This is a genomic window from Tsukamurella tyrosinosolvens, from assembly GCF_900104775.1.
Lineage (GTDB): Bacteria > Actinomycetota > Actinomycetes > Mycobacteriales > Mycobacteriaceae > Tsukamurella > Tsukamurella tyrosinosolvens.
This window is the reverse complement of the sequence record NZ_FNSA01000003.1, coordinates 1270747-1285676: the sequence shown is the minus strand read 5'-3', so window position 1 is coordinate 1285676 and position 14930 is coordinate 1270747. Positions and strand designations below refer to the sequence as shown.

Below are 14930 nucleotides of genomic sequence, written 5' to 3'. Positions count from 1 at the left end.
CCTACGGACCCGGCGACACCGGGCGTGGCGGGCGGGGGGCCGCCGTGCTGCCACGATCGAGGAACACCGGGACACTGAGCATCTGCAGGTCCGCCGCGGGCTCGCCGGCGACGCGGCGCAGCAGGAACTCGATCGCGCGGCGCGCCATCGCGGTGTGGTCCGGTCCGATGCTGGTGAGCCTGGGGCGGGTCAGTTCCCCGGTCTCCGTTCCCGCGAACACCGTGAGCACCGAGAGGTCCTGCGGAACGCGGGCTCCCGCGGCGACGGCGGCCGAGATCATGCCCAGACCGGCCGGCTCGTTGCATAGGAGCACGCCGGTCGCGCCCGCGGCGGCGATGCCGGCGTAGGCGTCCCATCCCCCGGCGAAGGTAGCCGCGGTCGGGACGACGCGGGATCGAACGCCGTGTCGGCGGGCCGCCGCGTCGACGGCGGCTAGCGAGCGCACGGCGAAACCCGGGGCGTGGGAGCGGTCCACCGCCGGCCCGGTGAGGACGGCCACGTCGCGGTGTCCCCGCTCCGCGAGGTGCGCGACCGCCTCCTCGGCAGCGGCGTCGAAGTCCGCGTCGCAGAACGCTGTTCCCTCGACATCGTCGGTCCGACCGACGAGGACGAACGGGACACCCGCCTCGCGGAGGTAGTCGACGCGCGCGTCCGCGGTGTACACCTCCATCACCACGAAGCCGTCGACGAGCCCCTGCCGCACGGTCTCCCGCACCGGCCCCGCATCGTCGGCGGGCCCCGGCAGCAGCATCAGGTGCGAGCCCCGTGCGCGTGCCTCGTCCGCGGCGGCGGTGAGATAGCCCGCAGTGTCGACGCCCTGGCCGAGGGCCTCGGTCGAGAGCAGCAGTCCGAGCAGGCCCGTGCGCGTTCCGGCGAGGGCGCGGGCGAGCACGTTGGGCGCGTAGTCGAGCGACTCCATCGCGGCGAGGACCCGCTCGCGGGTGTCCGCGGAGATCGGACGGGTGCCGCTGAGGACGTAGGAGACGGTGCTGCGCGAGACACCCGCCAGACGCGCGACGTCGGCCATGGTCGCCATAGGTGCACCTCCCCTCGCCCGCCGCCCGGCGAGCGGCGAAACACCGGATCCGATCCTACGGATCCGTTACGCTCGAGGGGCGTCGTCGACGCGCGTCGACGATTCTCGTCGACGGAGACACCTGTCGAAGGGAGTGTTGTGGTTCTCAAGGACCTCGGAACGGCCGATTGGTGGCGCCAGGCGGCGGTCTACCAGATCTATCCGCGCAGCTTCGCGGACTCCAACGGCGACGGGATCGGCGACCTGCCGGGTATCACCTCGCGCGTGCCGTACCTCCGCGAACTCGGCATCGACGCGGTGTGGTTGAGCCCGTTCTACCCCTCCGAGCTCGCCGACGGCGGCTACGACGTGGCGGACTACCGCGACGTGGACCCGCGCCTCGGCACCCTCGACGACTTCGACGCGATGACCACCGCGCTGCACGACGCCGGTATCAAGCTGATCGTCGACATCGTGCCCAATCACACTTCCGACCAGCACGAATGGTTCCAGGCGGCCCTCGCCGCGGGCCGCGGCTCCGACGAGCGGGCCCGCTACCACTTCTTCGAGGGCACGGGCGAGAACGGCGACCAGCCGCCCAACGACTGGCAGTCGCACTTCGGCGGTCCGGCGTGGCACCGCGTCGCCGAGCCAGACGGCTCGCCCGGCCAGTGGTACCTGCACATGTTCGCCCGCGAACAGCCGGACCTGAACTGGGAGCGGGAGGACGTCCGCGCGGACTTCGAGAACACCCTGCGATTCTGGTCGGACCGCGGGGTCGACGGCTTCCGCATCGACGTCGCGCACTACCTGCGCAAGGACCTCAGCGAGCCCTTCGCCCCGTTCGCGGTGGTGGGACTGGGCGAGTTGACACTCAATCCCGACCACCCGTTCTCGGACCGCGACGAGGTGCACGAGATCTACCGCGCGTGGCGCAAGGTCTTCGATGAGTACGAGCCGCCCCGCACCGCGGTCGCCGAGGCGTGGGTCCACAAGTCCCGGCTCGCCCCGTACGCGAGCCCGGACGGGCTCGGGCAGGCCTTCAACTTCGACCTGCTGGTCTCGGAGTTCGAGGCCTCACAGTTCCGGGAGATCATCGACGAGAACGTCCAGCGTGCCGAGGAGACCGGATCGTCGAGCACCTGGGTCCTGTCGAACCACGACGTGACCCGGCACGCCACCCGCTACGGCCTTCCGGCCGGCCTCGGGCACCACGCCGCGGCGTGGACCCTGGCGGGCGGATCGCACGACGAGGTCGATACCGTACTCGGTGAGCGGCGCGCCCGCGCCGCGACGATGCTCCTCCTGGCCCTCCCCGGTTCCACGTACCTGTACCAGGGCGAGGAACTGGGTCTGCACGAGGTGGGCGACATCCCCGCCGAGGCGCGCCAGGACCCGACCTTCTTCCGGACCGAGGGCAAGGAGGTCGGACGGGACGGCTGTCGCGTGCCCCTTCCCTGGACCGGTACCGGGCCCTCGTACGGCTTCGGGTCCGACGGTGCGCACCTTCCGCAGCCGGTGTGGTTCGCGGACTACGCGGTCTCGGTCGAGGACGACGATCCCGAGTCGACCCTGAACCTGTACCGGCGGGCGCTGGCACTGCGCGCCGACCTGCAGAGCGCGGAGTCGCTGACCTGGATCCCGCATCCGTCGGCATCGGTGCTCGCCTTCGAGCGGCCCGGCGGATGGCGGTCGTACACCAACTTCGGCGCGGAGCCGGTGGAGCTGCCCGAGGGCCGGATCCTGCTCGCCAGCACGGAGTTCGAGGGCGACCGGCTCCCCGGTGCGACGACGGTCTGGATGCGCTGACCCGGCCTGCGCGCTCCACGTGCGTCGGGGTCGGAGCCTCCGACCCCGACGGCGGACGCCCGCCTAGAAGAACTTGCCCGGTTGCCAGGGCGGGTTCTGCGCGGAGACCTCGTGGATGATCTCGGGCGTCCAGACGTGCTTGCGCACCAGCCTGTACCGCTCGCAGGCGACGAACAGGTACACCTCGGCGTCGGTGGAGGACTGCATGATCCCGGCGGCCCGCGCCATCTCGATGACGGGCGCGAACTCCTCCTCGTACCAGCGGCCGGCGACGACCGCCCGGGAGAGGTACTCCCCCGCGTCCTGGATCAGCCGGAAGCCCCAGGCCTCCACCGATTCCGCGAGCACCGAGTAGTCCCAGGCGTTCGTGAACCGGATCCGCTCCCGCGCGGCGCCCTCCAACGGCACCCGCTCCAGGAACAACCGCCGGTGATCCTTGAGCAGCAGGTCGGAACGGACCGCGATGCCGCCCGAGCCGATCCTCGTGACCACCTCGGTGACATCGGCGTCGATGGTGGCGAAGCCACGGGCGAAGGCGATCGACACCCGGTGATGGCCGTCGACCACGAAGTACAGGTCGCCGACCTTCTTCAGCTCGACGGGCGGCATCGCCTCACCGCGACGCTGCGCCGCCGCCAGCCGCTGCCAGCGGGCCCGCAGTGCGGGCGAGCGGGGCCGGAAATAGCGGTCGAAGTCGCGGGTGCGGTCGACGCTGCCCACGATCTGTGCGACGGGCACCACCTGGAGCCCCAACGGCCGCTCGGACACGAAGCCGAGCGCCGAGACGACCTCGTCGTAGGGCAGTACCTCGGTGACGTCGCCGGGCTGGCCGCGCACCCACGACGCGAGGCGGGCGATGTTGGCCCGGCGCCGGGACCGCTCGAAGTCGGTGCGGGCGTCCTCGTCGGGGAAGCCGGTGTCACGCGCCACGACGTCGCTCCTTCACGCGGTAGGTTCCGGGGCTCCCCGGAGTGATCTCGAAGTACGTGTATCCGACGGTGTTCAGCACGGGCACGCCGTCGATCTCGTGGTCCGGTCCCGGGCGGCCGAACGGGTGCACGTGCCCGTGCACGAACACCTGCGGCCGCAGCGTCTCGACCAGCCCGCCGAGCGCCGCGAGACCCCGGTGCGGGCCGTCCTCCCCGTCGCCGACGCCCCGTGCGGGCGAGTGCGCGAGCACCACGTCGACCGGCCGCCGGCCCGCCGCGAACCGTACCCGCCAGGCCCGGCGCGTGGCCTGCGCCTGCGTCCACTGGTTCGGCCCGCCGCGGTACCGGACGGAGCCGCCGAGGCCCGCCACCGTCAGGCCCTCGACGGTGACGACGCGGCCGTCGGCGTTCACCCCGCCACGCGGCCCGGGCGGCTCGCACGGCACCCCGCCGCGGACGAATCCGCCGCGGGTCCGCCGGTACCCGGAGTGGTCGGGATCGTGGTTGCCGGGCACGAAGACGCAGGGCACCTCGTAGCGGTCGACGAGCGACTCCAGGTACGCACCGGGCAGGTCGCCCGCCCCCAGGATCAGGTCGGGGCGCAGTGTCGACGAGGCCAGGGCCAGGCCCGGAACCTCCTCGTCGCTGACGGCGAGCACCCGCACGGCGGACCTAGAGAGCCAGGTTGCGCCCGGTCGCGGCGTCGAAGACCGCGATCTTCGTCGGGTCGTAGAACAGGTCCACCTCGGCGCCGCGGGCGGCGTTCGAATCGGCGGACAGACGCGCCACGATCTCATCGACCCCAGCGGGCGGCGCCTGCTGCTGGCCCGCCCGGAGGTCGCCGAGGACGTCCGTGCGGGCGTCGTCGGCCGGGACGGCGAAGTGGATGAACTTGTCCGAGCCCATCGATTCGAGGACGTCGACCCGGGCGCGGAAGGTGAGGCCGCCGACGCGCTGGTTCGGGTCGAGTAGGCGGGCGTCCTCGAAGTGTTCGGGGCGGATGCCGACCACGACGTCGCCGGTCTTGTTGCCGGCGGCGGAGGCCTTCTCGGCCAGCTGCGGCGCGTCGAGCAGCAGGATCTCACCGAGCGCGGTGTCGATGCCCACGGAGGTGAGGCGGCCGGGCACGAAGTTCATCGCCGGGGAGCCGATGAAGCCGGCGACGAACAGGTTGTTCGGGCGGTCGTAGAGCTCCTGCGGGGCGCCGATCTGCTGCACATCGCCGCTCTTGAGCACCACGACGCGGTCGCCGAGGGTCATGGCCTCGGTCTGGTCGTGCGTCACGTAGACCATGGTGGTGCCGAGGCGCTTCTGCAGCCGGGAGACCTCGGTGCGCATCTGCACGCGCAGCTTCGCGTCGAGGTTCGACAGCGGCTCGTCCATGAGGAAGGCCTTGGGGCTGCGCACGATCGCGCGGCCCATCGCCACGCGCTGCCGCTGGCCGCCCGAGAGCTGCGACGGCCGGCGGTCGAGGTGCTGCGTGAGATCCAGTGTGCGGGCGGCGTCCTCGACGGCCGCGTTGATCTGGTCCTTGGGCAGCTTCGCCAGCTTGAGCGGGAAGGCGATGTTCTCGCGCACCGTCATGTGCGGGTACAGCGCGTAGGACTGGAAGACCATCGCGATGTCGCGGTCCTTCGGGGCCCGCTCGTTGACCCGCTCGCCGCCGATCCGCAGCTCGCCCGAGGAGATGTCCTCCAGGCCGGCGATCATGTTCAGCGTGGTGGACTTGCCGCAGCCCGACGGGCCCACCAGGATCACGAACTCGCCGTCGGCGATCTGCAGGTTGATGTCGCTGACGGCGGTGGAGCCGTCGGGGTAGGTCTTCTTGACGTGGTCCAGGACGATGTCGGCCATGTGATTGCTCCTCGAATACTTTCCGGCGTCAGCCCTTGACCGCGCCGGAGGTCAGTCCGGCGACGATCCGTCGTTGGAAGATCAGGACGAAGATGATGATGGGGATCGTGATGATGACCGCTGCCGCGGCGATGGATCCGGTGGGCTCCTCGAACTGCGAGCTACCGGTGAAGTTCACGATCGCCACCGGTGCGGTGATCGACCGCTCGGTCGCGGTGAGAGACACACCGAACAGCAGGTCGTTCCACGCCGCGATGAACACCAGGATCGCAGCGGTGACCACGCCGGGGACCGCGAGCGGCGCGATCACCTGACGGAAGGCCTGGGCCGGGGTGGCGCCGTCCATCTTGGCGGCCTTCTCCAGCTCCCAGGGGATCTCGCGGAAGAACGCCGAGAGCGTGTACACGCACAACGGCAACGCGAAGGTCACGTTCGGCAGGATCAGGCCCGGCCAGGTGTCGAACAGGCCGACGGCGCGCTCGATGTTGAACAGCGGGGTGATCAGCGAGATCTGCGGGAACATGGCGATCAACAGCGCCGCCCCGATGAACAGCTTCTTACCCGGGAAGTTCAAGCGCGCCACCGCGTAGGCGGCGAACATGCCGATGATCACGGCGATCACGGTCGAGATCAATGCGACGCCGATCGAGTTGATGAGCGGGCGGATGAAGCCGCTGCCCTCGAAGATCGCCGAGTAGTTGTCCATGGTCACGCTCTTCGGGATGAAGTTCCCGTCCGTCACCGCGGCCGGGGACTTGAGGGAGAGCGAGACGATCCACAACACGGGGATCAATGCGTAACAGACGACCAGAAGGTCGATCACACTCCAGGCGACCTTGCGCCCTGCGGTACTCGTTGCCATCGCCGAGCGCCTCCTACCTCTGGTCCTGGTCGGAGCCCGGCACCGCGGTGCCGAACGCCTTGACGAAGATGAACGCGATGATCGCCACGCAGATGAAGATCAGCACCGAGATAGCCGATCCCACACCCAGGTTGAACGCTTTGAACAGGTTGTCGTACCCGAGGATCGACACCGATCCGGTCCCGTTGGCGCCCTTGGTCAGGACGTAGATGTTGTCGAAGATGCGGAAGGCGTCCAGCGTGCGGAACAGCAGCGCCACGAGGATCGCCGGCTTCATCAGCGGAATGATGATCTTCGTCAGCCGGGTCCACGGGCCCGCGCCGTCCATCGACGCGGCCTTGATCAGATCGTCCGGCACCAGCGCCAGGCCCGAGAGCAGCAGCAGCGCCATGAACGGGGTCGTCTTCCACACCTCGGCCAGGATGATGATGAACAACGACGGGATCTGCTCCGTCAGCGGAGCGGTCCCGTCCGGCAACAGGTTCGCGAGATACCCGGTCTTCGGCGTCCACGCGTAGAACCACGAGAACGAGGCGGCCACCGTCACAATGCCGTACGGGATCAGCACGACGGTCCGCACCAGGCCACGGCCGACGATGGTCCGGTGCATCACCAACGCGATCGCCAGGCCCAGCACGAACTCGATCACCACCGACACGACCGTGATGAACGAGGTCACCCCCAGCGCCTGCCACCAATACGAGTCCTGCAGCACCGTGCCGTAATTACCGAACCCGATGAACTCGTCCTGGCCGGGGGCAGCGAGCGAGGACTTGTGCAGGCTCAGCCAAAAGGCGTACACGATCGGGTACGCCGTCACCAGCAGCATCACCAGCGCCGCCGGCGCGATGAGCATCAGCCCCAGCTTGCGTTCCTCGCGCTGCCCCTGGGACAGCGCCGCCTTCTCCTCCGCGGGTGCCGGCGCGGCACCCCCGTTCGTGGTCGCAGTCGTCACGGGACCAGCCCCTTCTGATCGATCGCCTTCGTGGCGGCGGTGACCAACTCGTCGACGAGGGAGTCCGGATCCCACGATCCGACCGGGCTCAGTTTCGCCTGCAGCAGCGTGGACATGGCCTGGTACACGGGCGTGACCGGGCGCACGGAGGAGGTGTTCTCCTGCAACTGGTCCCGGATGAGCTTCGCCATCGGGTACACGGCCAGGTACTCCGGGTCGTCGTAGAGCGAGGGCAGGACGGGCGGCGTGCCGGCGTCGAGGCCGTAGGCCTTCTCCGACTCGTCATTCGTCAAGCACTCGATGGCCTTCCACGCCAGGTCCTTCTTCGTCGACGTGGGAGACACCGCGTAGTTCGCCCCGCCGATCGTGGGGCGCGCGGGGACGCCGGGCGCGATCCGCGGGTACGTGGTGAAGTCGAACTTCTTCTGGATCACCGCGTTCATCTGCTTGAGCTGATCGTTGGTCGGCTTCTTGACCACGTCGGCGAAGCGCGTCATCTCCGGCAGGAAGGGCACGGTCCCGGCGGCCGAGTTCTGCTGCATCGCCGACAGGACGAACGGCCAGTTCACCTCGAACAGGGCGTCCCCGCGCTCCATGCCGAGCCGGATCTCCGTCTCCATCGTCTGAGTGAAGCTCGGATCGTGCCCGGGGGCGGTCGCCACATCCTTCATCGTCCGCAGCGCCTGCACGGCGGCCTCGCGGTTCTTGCCCTCGCCGAGCACCACCCGCTTGCCGGTCTCGTCCACGACCTTGCCCCCGGCGGATTCCAGCAGCGAGTTGAACCACACCGTCAAGCCCTCGTACTGCGCCGCGGTGACGCCGATCTGTGCGGGGCCGCGCTTACCGAGCGACTGCCCGGTGAAGTCCAGCAGCTGGGACCACGTGAACTTCGGCGGCGCCGTGATGGGCTTACCCGTCAGCTGGGAGAGGATGTCCTTGCGGTACCAGAGCAGCTGGGTGTTGGTCCACGCCGGGACGCCGTACAGCTCGTCGGTGAACTTGGCCGTCTTCAGCGGACCCGCGAGGACGCGCTTCTCGGTGCGCTGCGCCACGTCGTCCGGCACCTTCACCGCCCACCCGGCCTGCGCGAACTCCGCCGTCCAGGTGACGTCGAGCGCCATCACGTCCAGCGACGCGTCGCCGCCGGTGATGCGGCGCGCGAGCTGGAGTCGTGCGTCATCGGCCGACTTGGGCAGCCCGTAGCCGACCACCTTGTACTCGGACGTCGAGCACTTCTCCGCCACGCGTTGCACGGTCGCGGCACTGTCCGCGCCGACGTACACGCTGATCTCGGTGCCGCTCGCCCCCGTGCCGCAACCGGCGAGCAGGGTCGCGCCCAGGGCGGACGTCAACCCCACGGCGCCGAGCCTGGCCGGCAGGCCGTTCCGTGTTCGACTCGTTCTGCCCGCCACGCGCCGCTCCTATCCCCGCTACCGACCGGAAGCGTCGATTCGAAAAGCTAGTCGACCCGACCGGTGAGGTGAACCACATTCGGGATAATCGTGCCAGACTCACGCGCGAGAGCACGGATCTGCCTGTGTTTGTCTCCGGACCTGCCGTTCACCCGCGACGAACCGCTCGTCCGGAGGCCACTCCGTCGGGCGCCAGGGATTCGAGGAAGCGGGTCAATTCCGCGTCCGGATCGACGTGCACCCCCAGAGTGCGGGCGGCACCGTCGAGCACGAACCACGTGACGTCCGTGAGCGACTCGACCACCTCGGCGCGCGTCCTGCCCCGGACGGCGGCCTCGCCGCGGACCCAGCTGGTGAGCGTGCCCTCGACCATCGTGAACACCACGAAGGGCACGCCGGCGAAGGCCGCGGGATCGAGGCCGGTGAGCGACGCGAGGCCGTCGATCGTCTGCTCGGCGCGGGCGACCACGCGGTGCCGCAGTTCGCCGATGGCGTCGGGCGCCACCGGGACGCCGTCCGGTCCGACCGCGTCGGTGGGGCCGGCGCGCAGCAGGTCGACGAGGCGCGGATTGTCCTGCATCCAGGTGGCGGCGCTGGCGATCGAGCGGCGCAGGATCTCGCGCAGCGAGCCGGTGGAGACGTCCAGGTCGGCCTCGAGCTCGGCGGCGAACTGGTCGACCACGAAGCCGCGGAGGCCGCGCGCCAGGTCGTCCTTGCTCTTGAACTGGCGGTAGACCACGGACTTCACCAGGCCCGCGCGTTCGGCGATGCTGCGCACCGGGATCGGGGCGCCGGGCTCCGACTCCTCCACCAGCTCGGCCGCCGCGCGCAGGATGAGCTCGCGTCGCTGTGAATTGTGGGCGCGCCAGCGCAACTCGTAGCCGCTCTCGGGCTCGTGCGCGGTCGCCATACCGGGCGATGTTACGCCCGCCCGGAGGCGTCCCGGGCCCACCAGGCCCGGCCGGTGGAGCGCCCCGCGGGACCTCAGGCGGCGAGCTGCGCGGGCCGCGTGGGCTCGCCGCGGTACCGCGCCTTGTGACCGTCGATCTTGAGCAGCTTCCACATGAGCCTGCCGACGGGCGTCATGAGGCCGAGGTCGTCGGCGAGCGCGCGCATCTCGGCGAAGTAGTCGTTGAGAAGGGCGCGGGCGGTCGGACCGCGCCAGAACGCCTCGCGCTTGACTTCGCGCGGGATCTCGAACTCCTCGAAGAAGGCCTTCGGCGGGGTGAAGATCTCCCCCACGAGCCAGCGCATGGCGAGCGGGAAGGCGAGCGCGCAGATCCGCTTCTGCCGCGGCGTCATGTCCTGCAGGTGGGCGTGCAGGAACTCGTGGGCGAAGGAGATGTGGCGCGCTTCCTCGGCGACGTGAATCTCCATGGTGCGCAGGACGAGCGGCGGGATCTGCCCGCCGTGCCGCATGATCGCCTTCTGGTAGTGGTCGATCGGTTCCTCGCCGCCGAGGATTCCCATGAACAGGATCACGTGCGCGTAGCCGCCGAGCACGCCGATCATCGGCGAGGCCCGCCGGAACCACTTCCGCATGCCGGGCACGTCCACGTCGATGCGGTTGACCAGCTCCTGGAACATCTGGATGTGGTTGCACTCCTCCGTCATCTCGTGGAGGGAGTAGCGGAACTCCGGCGACTGGTTCGGGAGCTTCATGATGTACTGCATCATTCCGCGGATCAGGATGGATTCGAAGGCCGCGCCCACCTTGATGGTGTTGGCCATGCGCCACTTCCCGATCTCGATGCGACGCTCCAGCGGGAGGTCGCGGTACCACTGCGTCGCGCCGAGCGAGTCGAGCGTCGGCGGCAGCACCCACCGGGGGTCGTTCGGGTCGAGCCGCAGCTCCGGCGCGTCCCAGTCGATGTCGAGGAACGGGTCGAAACGGCGGTGCACCGAGCCCTCCGACAGATCCTCCAGCACGTCGCGGTAGCCCTGATCGAGCTCGCGCCGGCTCACGCGTCCCAGGATGTCGGCCATGAGAGTCCTCCTTGTGATCGCTATCACTTCGCAATTTAGCAGGACTAGGTGTCCCGGTAAATAGATCGGCGGGATTCGCGCTGTCACCGCAGGTGGACGGGGGTTCGACGGTGCGCCGCGCGGGCCGGCGGGCCTGTTCGGAGACGACTCGTCGCGGGGCGCCGCGCAGGCCGGGTCAGGCCGTCAGTTCACGCAGCGCCGCGACGTGTCGCGCGAAGGCGGACTTCTCCGTCGGCGTCAGTTCGACCCACTGCCGCCGCGAGTCCGCCGAATCACGCCGGGTGGCGACGTACTGCCCCTCCTCGAGCTTCGCCAGATGCTTGCTCAACGTGGGCGCGCTCATGTCGAGGGCCTTCGCGAGCAGGTCGAACCGGATCTCCTTGGCCTGATCCAACGCTGCGCAGATCATGAGCCGCTGCCGCGGATGAATCAGGTCGTTGAACGCCGCCGAACCGCCTTCCGAGTCCATCAGCGCGCGGTACGCCACTTGAGCCACCGCACGAACGCCTCACCGAGGCCGTAGACGGCGCCCGACACGAGGAACAGAACGGCGTACGTCGACACCGTGCCCGCTTCCAACGGATCCGCAAGGATCACCGCCGGCCCCACCGCCAGACCGCGGTCCACAGATCAGTCTCCGTTCTTCATAGCGTTCCAACGCTATGAAGAACCAGAACCGATAGCGGGATATCACTCCCGCCCGTCCGAGCTCAGACCCGCGACGATGCGATAGCCGGCGGCCCCGCCCGCCGCGCCGAAGCCTCCTGGCGTGCGCACCCATGCCGAGCTATGCAAGATACGCATAACCGACCTCAGAAAACGGCCCACTACCTGCACAGATGAGGGTATGCGCCGGACGCATCACTGTCGCGCGCAACACATCCCCCGCCGGTCGAATGGGCGCGGCCCCAACACGCCGGGGCCGCCCACAGCTCACCGTCGTAGCGCCCCACCGGGAACAGCCCGGTGAGAAGCCCTACTGGATGTTCAGCCGGGCCAGCATGTCGCGGGCCTGCTCGGCGACCTGCGGATCGCAGAGCACGTCGTAGCGGCCGGCGACGAGCTGCATCGTCGACGAGAAGTCGCGGGTGCCGCGCGATGCCCAGTAGGGCACGGACGCGCTGATCAGGCCGAAGACGATGCCGCCGATGACGCCGGCGATGACCGTCGCGGGCAGCGACTCCCCGCCGCCGACGAACAGGCCCACGAGCAGGCCGAGGAACAGGCCCAGCCACGCGCCGGACGCGGCACCCGCGCTGAGCACGCGGCCCCACGTCAGGCGGCCCGTGATGCGCTCGACCTGCATCAGGTCGACGCCGACGATGGTCACGTTCTGGACCGGGAACTCCTGGTCCGAGAGGTAATCGACGGCGCGCTGCGCCTCGGCGTAGGTGCTGTACGAACCGATCGGCCAGCCCTTCGGCGGCGTCGGCAGGCCACGTCCCGCGGGCCCTCCCGGCTGGTTCGGCGACCCGGGTCCGGGTAGCGGTTGCGACATTCGGCGCCCTCCCTCACATGCGATGCGTAGAACGAAACTACCCTGAAGTACATGTCGGCTGTCTCCAGAGTATTCGTCGCGCGACTGTCCGGCTTGCCCGTCGTCGGCCCGGACGGGGAATCCGTCGGCCGCGTCCGCGACGCGGTGCTCGGCCTGCGCGCCGACCGCAAGGCCCCGCGTGTCCTGGGCCTCGCCGTCGAGCTCGCGAACCGGCGCCGCATCTTCGTGCCGATGCTGCGCGTGACCAGCATCGAACCCGCCGCCGTCACCCTCAACACGGGCTCGGTGAGCCTGCGCCGCCTGCACATCCGCCCCGGCGAGGCGCTGGCCCTCGGCCAGCTCCTGGGCACCAAGGTCCGCATCGAGGAGCCGGGCGAGCCGTACGACGGTGCCGACGCCACCGTCGTCGACGTCGGCATCGAACAGACCCGCACGCGTGATTGGGTGGTGCACCGGCTGGCCGTGAAGATCCGCGCCACGGGCTGGAACCGGCGCGGCGGCGTCCAGGTGGTGGACCTTCCCCACGTCTCCGGCTTCACCACGACCGCGCTCACCGGCGCCGATCACGACATCGCCGAGGCCCTGACGGTCTTCGAGGACATGCGCGCCACCGACGTCGCGCAGGCCCTGCGCGAGCTGCCGACGCAGCGCCGGCTGTCCATCGCGGCCGCCTTCGACGACGAGCGGCTCGCCGACGTGCTCCAGGAGCTCGGCGACGACGACCAGGCGGAGGTGATCGCCCACCTGTCCAAGGCGCGCGCCGCCGACGTGCTCGAGGCCATGGACCCCGACGACGCCGCCGACCTCCTCGGCGAGCTGCCCGACACCCAGCGCGAGGAACTGCTCGCGGTGATGGACCCCGAGGACTCGGGCACCGTCCGCCGCCTGCTCACCTTCTCCCCCTACACCGCAGGCGGCATGATGACGCCCGAGCCGATCGTGGTCACCCCGTCGACCACCGTGGCCGAGGCCCTGGCCCGGGTCCGCAACCCCGACATCACCCCGGCGCTGGCGAGCATGGTCTTCGTCGTCCGCCCGCCCACGGCGACCCCGACCGGCCGCTACCTCGGCGCGGTCCACACGCAGCAGCTGCTGCGCGAGCCCCCGGCCGACCTCGTGGGCGGCATGGTCGACACCGACCTGCCGCGCCTCGGGCCGGACGACCCCCTGGGCGCGGTGACCCGCTACTTCGCGGCGTACAACCTGGTCACCGGGCCGGTGATCGACGCGGAGAACCACCTGCTCGGCGCGGTCTCGGTCGACGACCTGCTCGACCACCTGCTGCCCGAGGACTGGCGCGACGAGGATCAGGACGAGGGCACCGTGGAGGTCACCGGATGAAGGAACGCTCCCGGCTCGACACGCCGCGGCAGGGCCGCAGCTTCCACCTGAACCTGGGCGACGACATGATCGGCCAGGGCGCCGAACGCGTCGCCCGGTTCCTCGGCACCGGCCGCTACCTGGCGATCCAGACCGTCATCGTGCTGGTGTGGATCGCGCTCAACGTGCTGTGGTTCACCTACCACTTCGATCCGTACCCGTTCATCCTGCTCAACCTGGCCTTCTCCACCCAGGCCGCGTACGCGGCGCCGCTCATCCTGCTCGCACAGAACCGGCAGGAGAGCCGCGACCGCGTCTCGCTCGACGAGGACCGGATGCGCGCCGCGCAGACCAAGGCCGACACCGAGTTCCTCGCCCGCGAGCTGGCATCGGTGCGCCTCGCCGTCGGTGAGGCCGCGAGCCGCGACTACATGCGCCGCGAGCTCGACGAGGTGCACGAGAAGCTGGACGCGCTCACCGCCCTGCTGCAGTCGATGCAGCACGCGCGCAACGTCGACGAGGAGCGCGTCGATGCGCCCGACTGACCCCCGCGAGCTGCTGCACCCCGTCCTGACGCCGGAGACCTACCAGCGGCTGGGCATCGCTCCGCCGCGCCCGCCGCAGCTGTACGGCACGGGCGGGCCCGTCTCCTCGGCGGGCACGCCCTACCTGACGGGGCGCGCCGTGACCGGGGCACCGTCGGGACAGGACGCGCCGGCACCGTCGGGCCAGGACGGACCGGGCGCGGTCGCCACCGCCTCCCCCGCCGGCCCGTCGTACGTCCCCGGGTCACCGCCGTACGTTCCCGGCGCACCCGCGGGGCCGCCGCCGGCGAAGGACCGGTCCGTCGCGATCGTCCTGGGCGCGACGGTGCTGATCATCGCGATCATCCTGGGCGCCACCTGGTACATCCTGTCCCAGCGCGCCGGCGCCGACGACGAGCAGCAGATCCGCGACGTGATCGCCGCCGAGACCAAGACCCTCAACGACCGGGACCTGGCGGCGTTGATCGGCGTCCGCTGCGCCGCGGACGTCCAGATGCTGCAGACGCAGTTCACCTCGCAGACCTTCGCCGCCGAGATCGACACGCTGCTCGGGGCCGACGGTCGCTGGGAGGTCGTCGTCGGGGAGGTCCGGGTCGACGCCGGCGCGGGCAAGGCCGAGGCCGAGGTCACGTCGACGCCGGTGGGCTCGTCGACGGTCGTCTCGCGGTCCCTCACGGACACGACCACCCTCCGGAAGGAATCCGGAGGGTGGAAGGTGTGTATCAGTTCGTCGCGGGTGCGCTAG

At 70.1% G+C, this 14930-nt stretch carries 16 protein-coding genes; 4 read left to right on the top strand and 12 right to left on the bottom strand.

The genetic code is table 11. The features are described 5' to 3' along the window. Window position 1: 1 nt before the first annotated feature. The gene (locus tag BLW32_RS07860) at window positions 2-1036 is read right to left on the bottom strand and encodes a LacI family DNA-binding transcriptional regulator (protein ID WP_068741162.1); all 1035 of its coding nucleotides are present in this window, start codon (window positions 1034-1036) and stop codon (window positions 2-4) included. 138 nt (window positions 1037-1174) lie between these two features. Between BLW32_RS07860 and BLW32_RS07855 the strand changes: the two genes are divergently transcribed. Then, a complete protein-coding gene (locus tag BLW32_RS07855; RefSeq protein WP_068741161.1) occupies window positions 1175-2824 on the top strand; it encodes a glycoside hydrolase family 13 protein in 1650 nt (549 codons plus the stop codon). A 63-nt stretch (window positions 2825-2887) separates the two neighbouring features. Here BLW32_RS07855 and BLW32_RS07850 read toward each other — a convergent pair whose 3' ends face one another. The 11 genes from BLW32_RS07850 to BLW32_RS07805 all read right to left on the bottom strand — a co-directional run bounded on the left by BLW32_RS07850 (window position 2888) and on the right by BLW32_RS07805 (window position 12320). Beyond that, window positions 2888-3754, bottom strand: a complete 867-nt coding sequence (locus BLW32_RS07850) for a chromosome partitioning protein ParB (protein ID WP_068741160.1) — start codon at window positions 3752-3754, stop codon at window positions 2888-2890. After that, window positions 3744-4418 (bottom strand): metallophosphoesterase family protein, encoded by a 675-nt coding sequence (locus BLW32_RS07845; protein ID WP_068741159.1) that lies wholly within the window; start codon window positions 4416-4418, stop codon window positions 3744-3746. The genes BLW32_RS07850 and BLW32_RS07845 overlap by 11 nt, the downstream gene beginning before the upstream one ends. Window positions 4419-4425: 7 nt before the next feature. After that, window positions 4426-5607 (bottom strand): ABC transporter ATP-binding protein, encoded by a 1182-nt coding sequence (locus BLW32_RS07840; protein WP_068524607.1) that lies wholly within the window; start codon window positions 5605-5607, stop codon window positions 4426-4428. Between the two features lie 28 nt (window positions 5608-5635). Next, window positions 5636-6469, bottom strand: a complete 834-nt coding sequence (locus tag BLW32_RS07835) for a carbohydrate ABC transporter permease (protein WP_068524606.1) — start codon at window positions 6467-6469, stop codon at window positions 5636-5638. Between the two features lie 13 nt (window positions 6470-6482). Then, on the bottom strand, window positions 6483-7424 hold the full coding sequence (locus tag BLW32_RS07830) for a carbohydrate ABC transporter permease (RefSeq protein WP_068524605.1): 942 nt from the start codon (window positions 7422-7424) through the stop codon (window positions 6483-6485). Further along, window positions 7421-8782, bottom strand: coding sequence for an extracellular solute-binding protein (locus BLW32_RS07825; RefSeq protein WP_231857341.1), 1362 nt, complete (start codon window positions 8780-8782; stop codon window positions 7421-7423). The genes BLW32_RS07830 and BLW32_RS07825 overlap by 4 nt, the downstream gene beginning before the upstream one ends. A gap of 202 nt (window positions 8783-8984) precedes the next feature. Further along, window positions 8985-9746, bottom strand: a complete 762-nt coding sequence (locus tag BLW32_RS07820; protein ID WP_068741158.1) for a TetR/AcrR family transcriptional regulator — start codon at window positions 9744-9746, stop codon at window positions 8985-8987. Between the two features lie 74 nt (window positions 9747-9820). Further along, complete coding sequence (locus tag BLW32_RS07815; RefSeq protein ID WP_068741157.1) at window positions 9821-10822, bottom strand: AurF N-oxygenase family protein; 1002 nt, start codon at window positions 10820-10822, stop codon at window positions 9821-9823. Window positions 10823-10997: 175 nt separating this feature from the next. After that, window positions 10998-11291 (bottom strand): transcriptional regulator, encoded by a 294-nt coding sequence (locus tag BLW32_RS07810; protein ID WP_074850950.1) that lies wholly within the window; start codon window positions 11289-11291, stop codon window positions 10998-11000. Continuing rightward, complete coding sequence (locus tag BLW32_RS27455; RefSeq protein WP_156486393.1) at window positions 11291-11449, bottom strand: hypothetical protein; 159 nt, start codon at window positions 11447-11449, stop codon at window positions 11291-11293. Before BLW32_RS27455 ends, BLW32_RS07810 begins: the two co-directional genes overlap by 1 nt. Before the next feature lie 349 nt (window positions 11450-11798). Further along, window positions 11799-12320, bottom strand: coding sequence for a YflT domain-containing protein (locus BLW32_RS07805; protein WP_068524601.1), 522 nt, complete (start codon window positions 12318-12320; stop codon window positions 11799-11801). A 51-nt stretch (window positions 12321-12371) separates the two neighbouring features. Here BLW32_RS07805 and BLW32_RS07800 point away from each other — a divergent pair, with 51 nt between their 5' ends. From BLW32_RS07800 to BLW32_RS07790, 3 genes are read left to right on the top strand one after another with little or no spacing between them, the layout of a single operon-like run. Continuing rightward, window positions 12372-13661, top strand: coding sequence for a magnesium transporter MgtE N-terminal domain-containing protein (locus BLW32_RS07800; RefSeq protein ID WP_068524600.1), 1290 nt, complete (start codon window positions 12372-12374; stop codon window positions 13659-13661). Continuing rightward, window positions 13658-14185, top strand: coding sequence for a DUF1003 domain-containing protein (locus tag BLW32_RS07795; protein ID WP_068524599.1), 528 nt, complete (start codon window positions 13658-13660; stop codon window positions 14183-14185). The genes BLW32_RS07800 and BLW32_RS07795 overlap by 4 nt, the downstream gene beginning before the upstream one ends. Beyond that, on the top strand, window positions 14172-14930 hold the full coding sequence (locus tag BLW32_RS07790; RefSeq protein ID WP_068741155.1) for an Rv0361 family membrane protein: 759 nt from the start codon (window positions 14172-14174) through the stop codon (window positions 14928-14930). The genes BLW32_RS07795 and BLW32_RS07790 overlap by 14 nt, the downstream gene beginning before the upstream one ends.

What these genes read in the sequence shown, in the direction of transcription:
- BLW32_RS07860 (WP_068741162.1), bottom strand. Translation starts at nt 1,036, where the DNA reads ATGGCGACCATGGCCGACGTCGCGCGTCTGGCGGGTGTCTCGCGCAGC.
- BLW32_RS07840 (WP_068524607.1), bottom strand. Translation starts at nt 5,607, where the DNA reads ATGGCCGACATCGTCCTGGACCACGTCAAGAAGACCTACCCCGACGGC.
- BLW32_RS07835 (WP_068524606.1), bottom strand. Translation starts at nt 6,469, where the DNA reads ATGGCAACGAGTACCGCAGGGCGCAAGGTCGCCTGGAGTGTGATCGAC.
- BLW32_RS07820 (WP_068741158.1), bottom strand. Translation starts at nt 9,746, where the DNA reads ATGGCGACCGCGCACGAGCCCGAGAGCGGCTACGAGTTGCGCTGGCGC.
- BLW32_RS07815 (WP_068741157.1), bottom strand. Translation starts at nt 10,822, where the DNA reads ATGGCCGACATCCTGGGACGCGTGAGCCGGCGCGAGCTCGATCAGGGC.
- BLW32_RS07810 (WP_074850950.1), bottom strand. Translation starts at nt 11,291, where the DNA reads ATGGACTCGGAAGGCGGTTCGGCGGCGTTCAACGACCTGATTCATCCG.
- BLW32_RS07805 (WP_068524601.1), bottom strand. Translation starts at nt 12,320, where the DNA reads ATGTCGCAACCGCTACCCGGACCCGGGTCGCCGAACCAGCCGGGAGGG.
- BLW32_RS07800 (WP_068524600.1), top strand. Translation starts at nt 12,372, where the DNA reads ATGTCGGCTGTCTCCAGAGTATTCGTCGCGCGACTGTCCGGCTTGCCC.
- BLW32_RS07795 (WP_068524599.1), top strand. Translation starts at nt 13,658, where the DNA reads ATGAAGGAACGCTCCCGGCTCGACACGCCGCGGCAGGGCCGCAGCTTC.
- BLW32_RS07790 (WP_068741155.1), top strand. Translation starts at nt 14,172, where the DNA reads ATGCGCCCGACTGACCCCCGCGAGCTGCTGCACCCCGTCCTGACGCCG.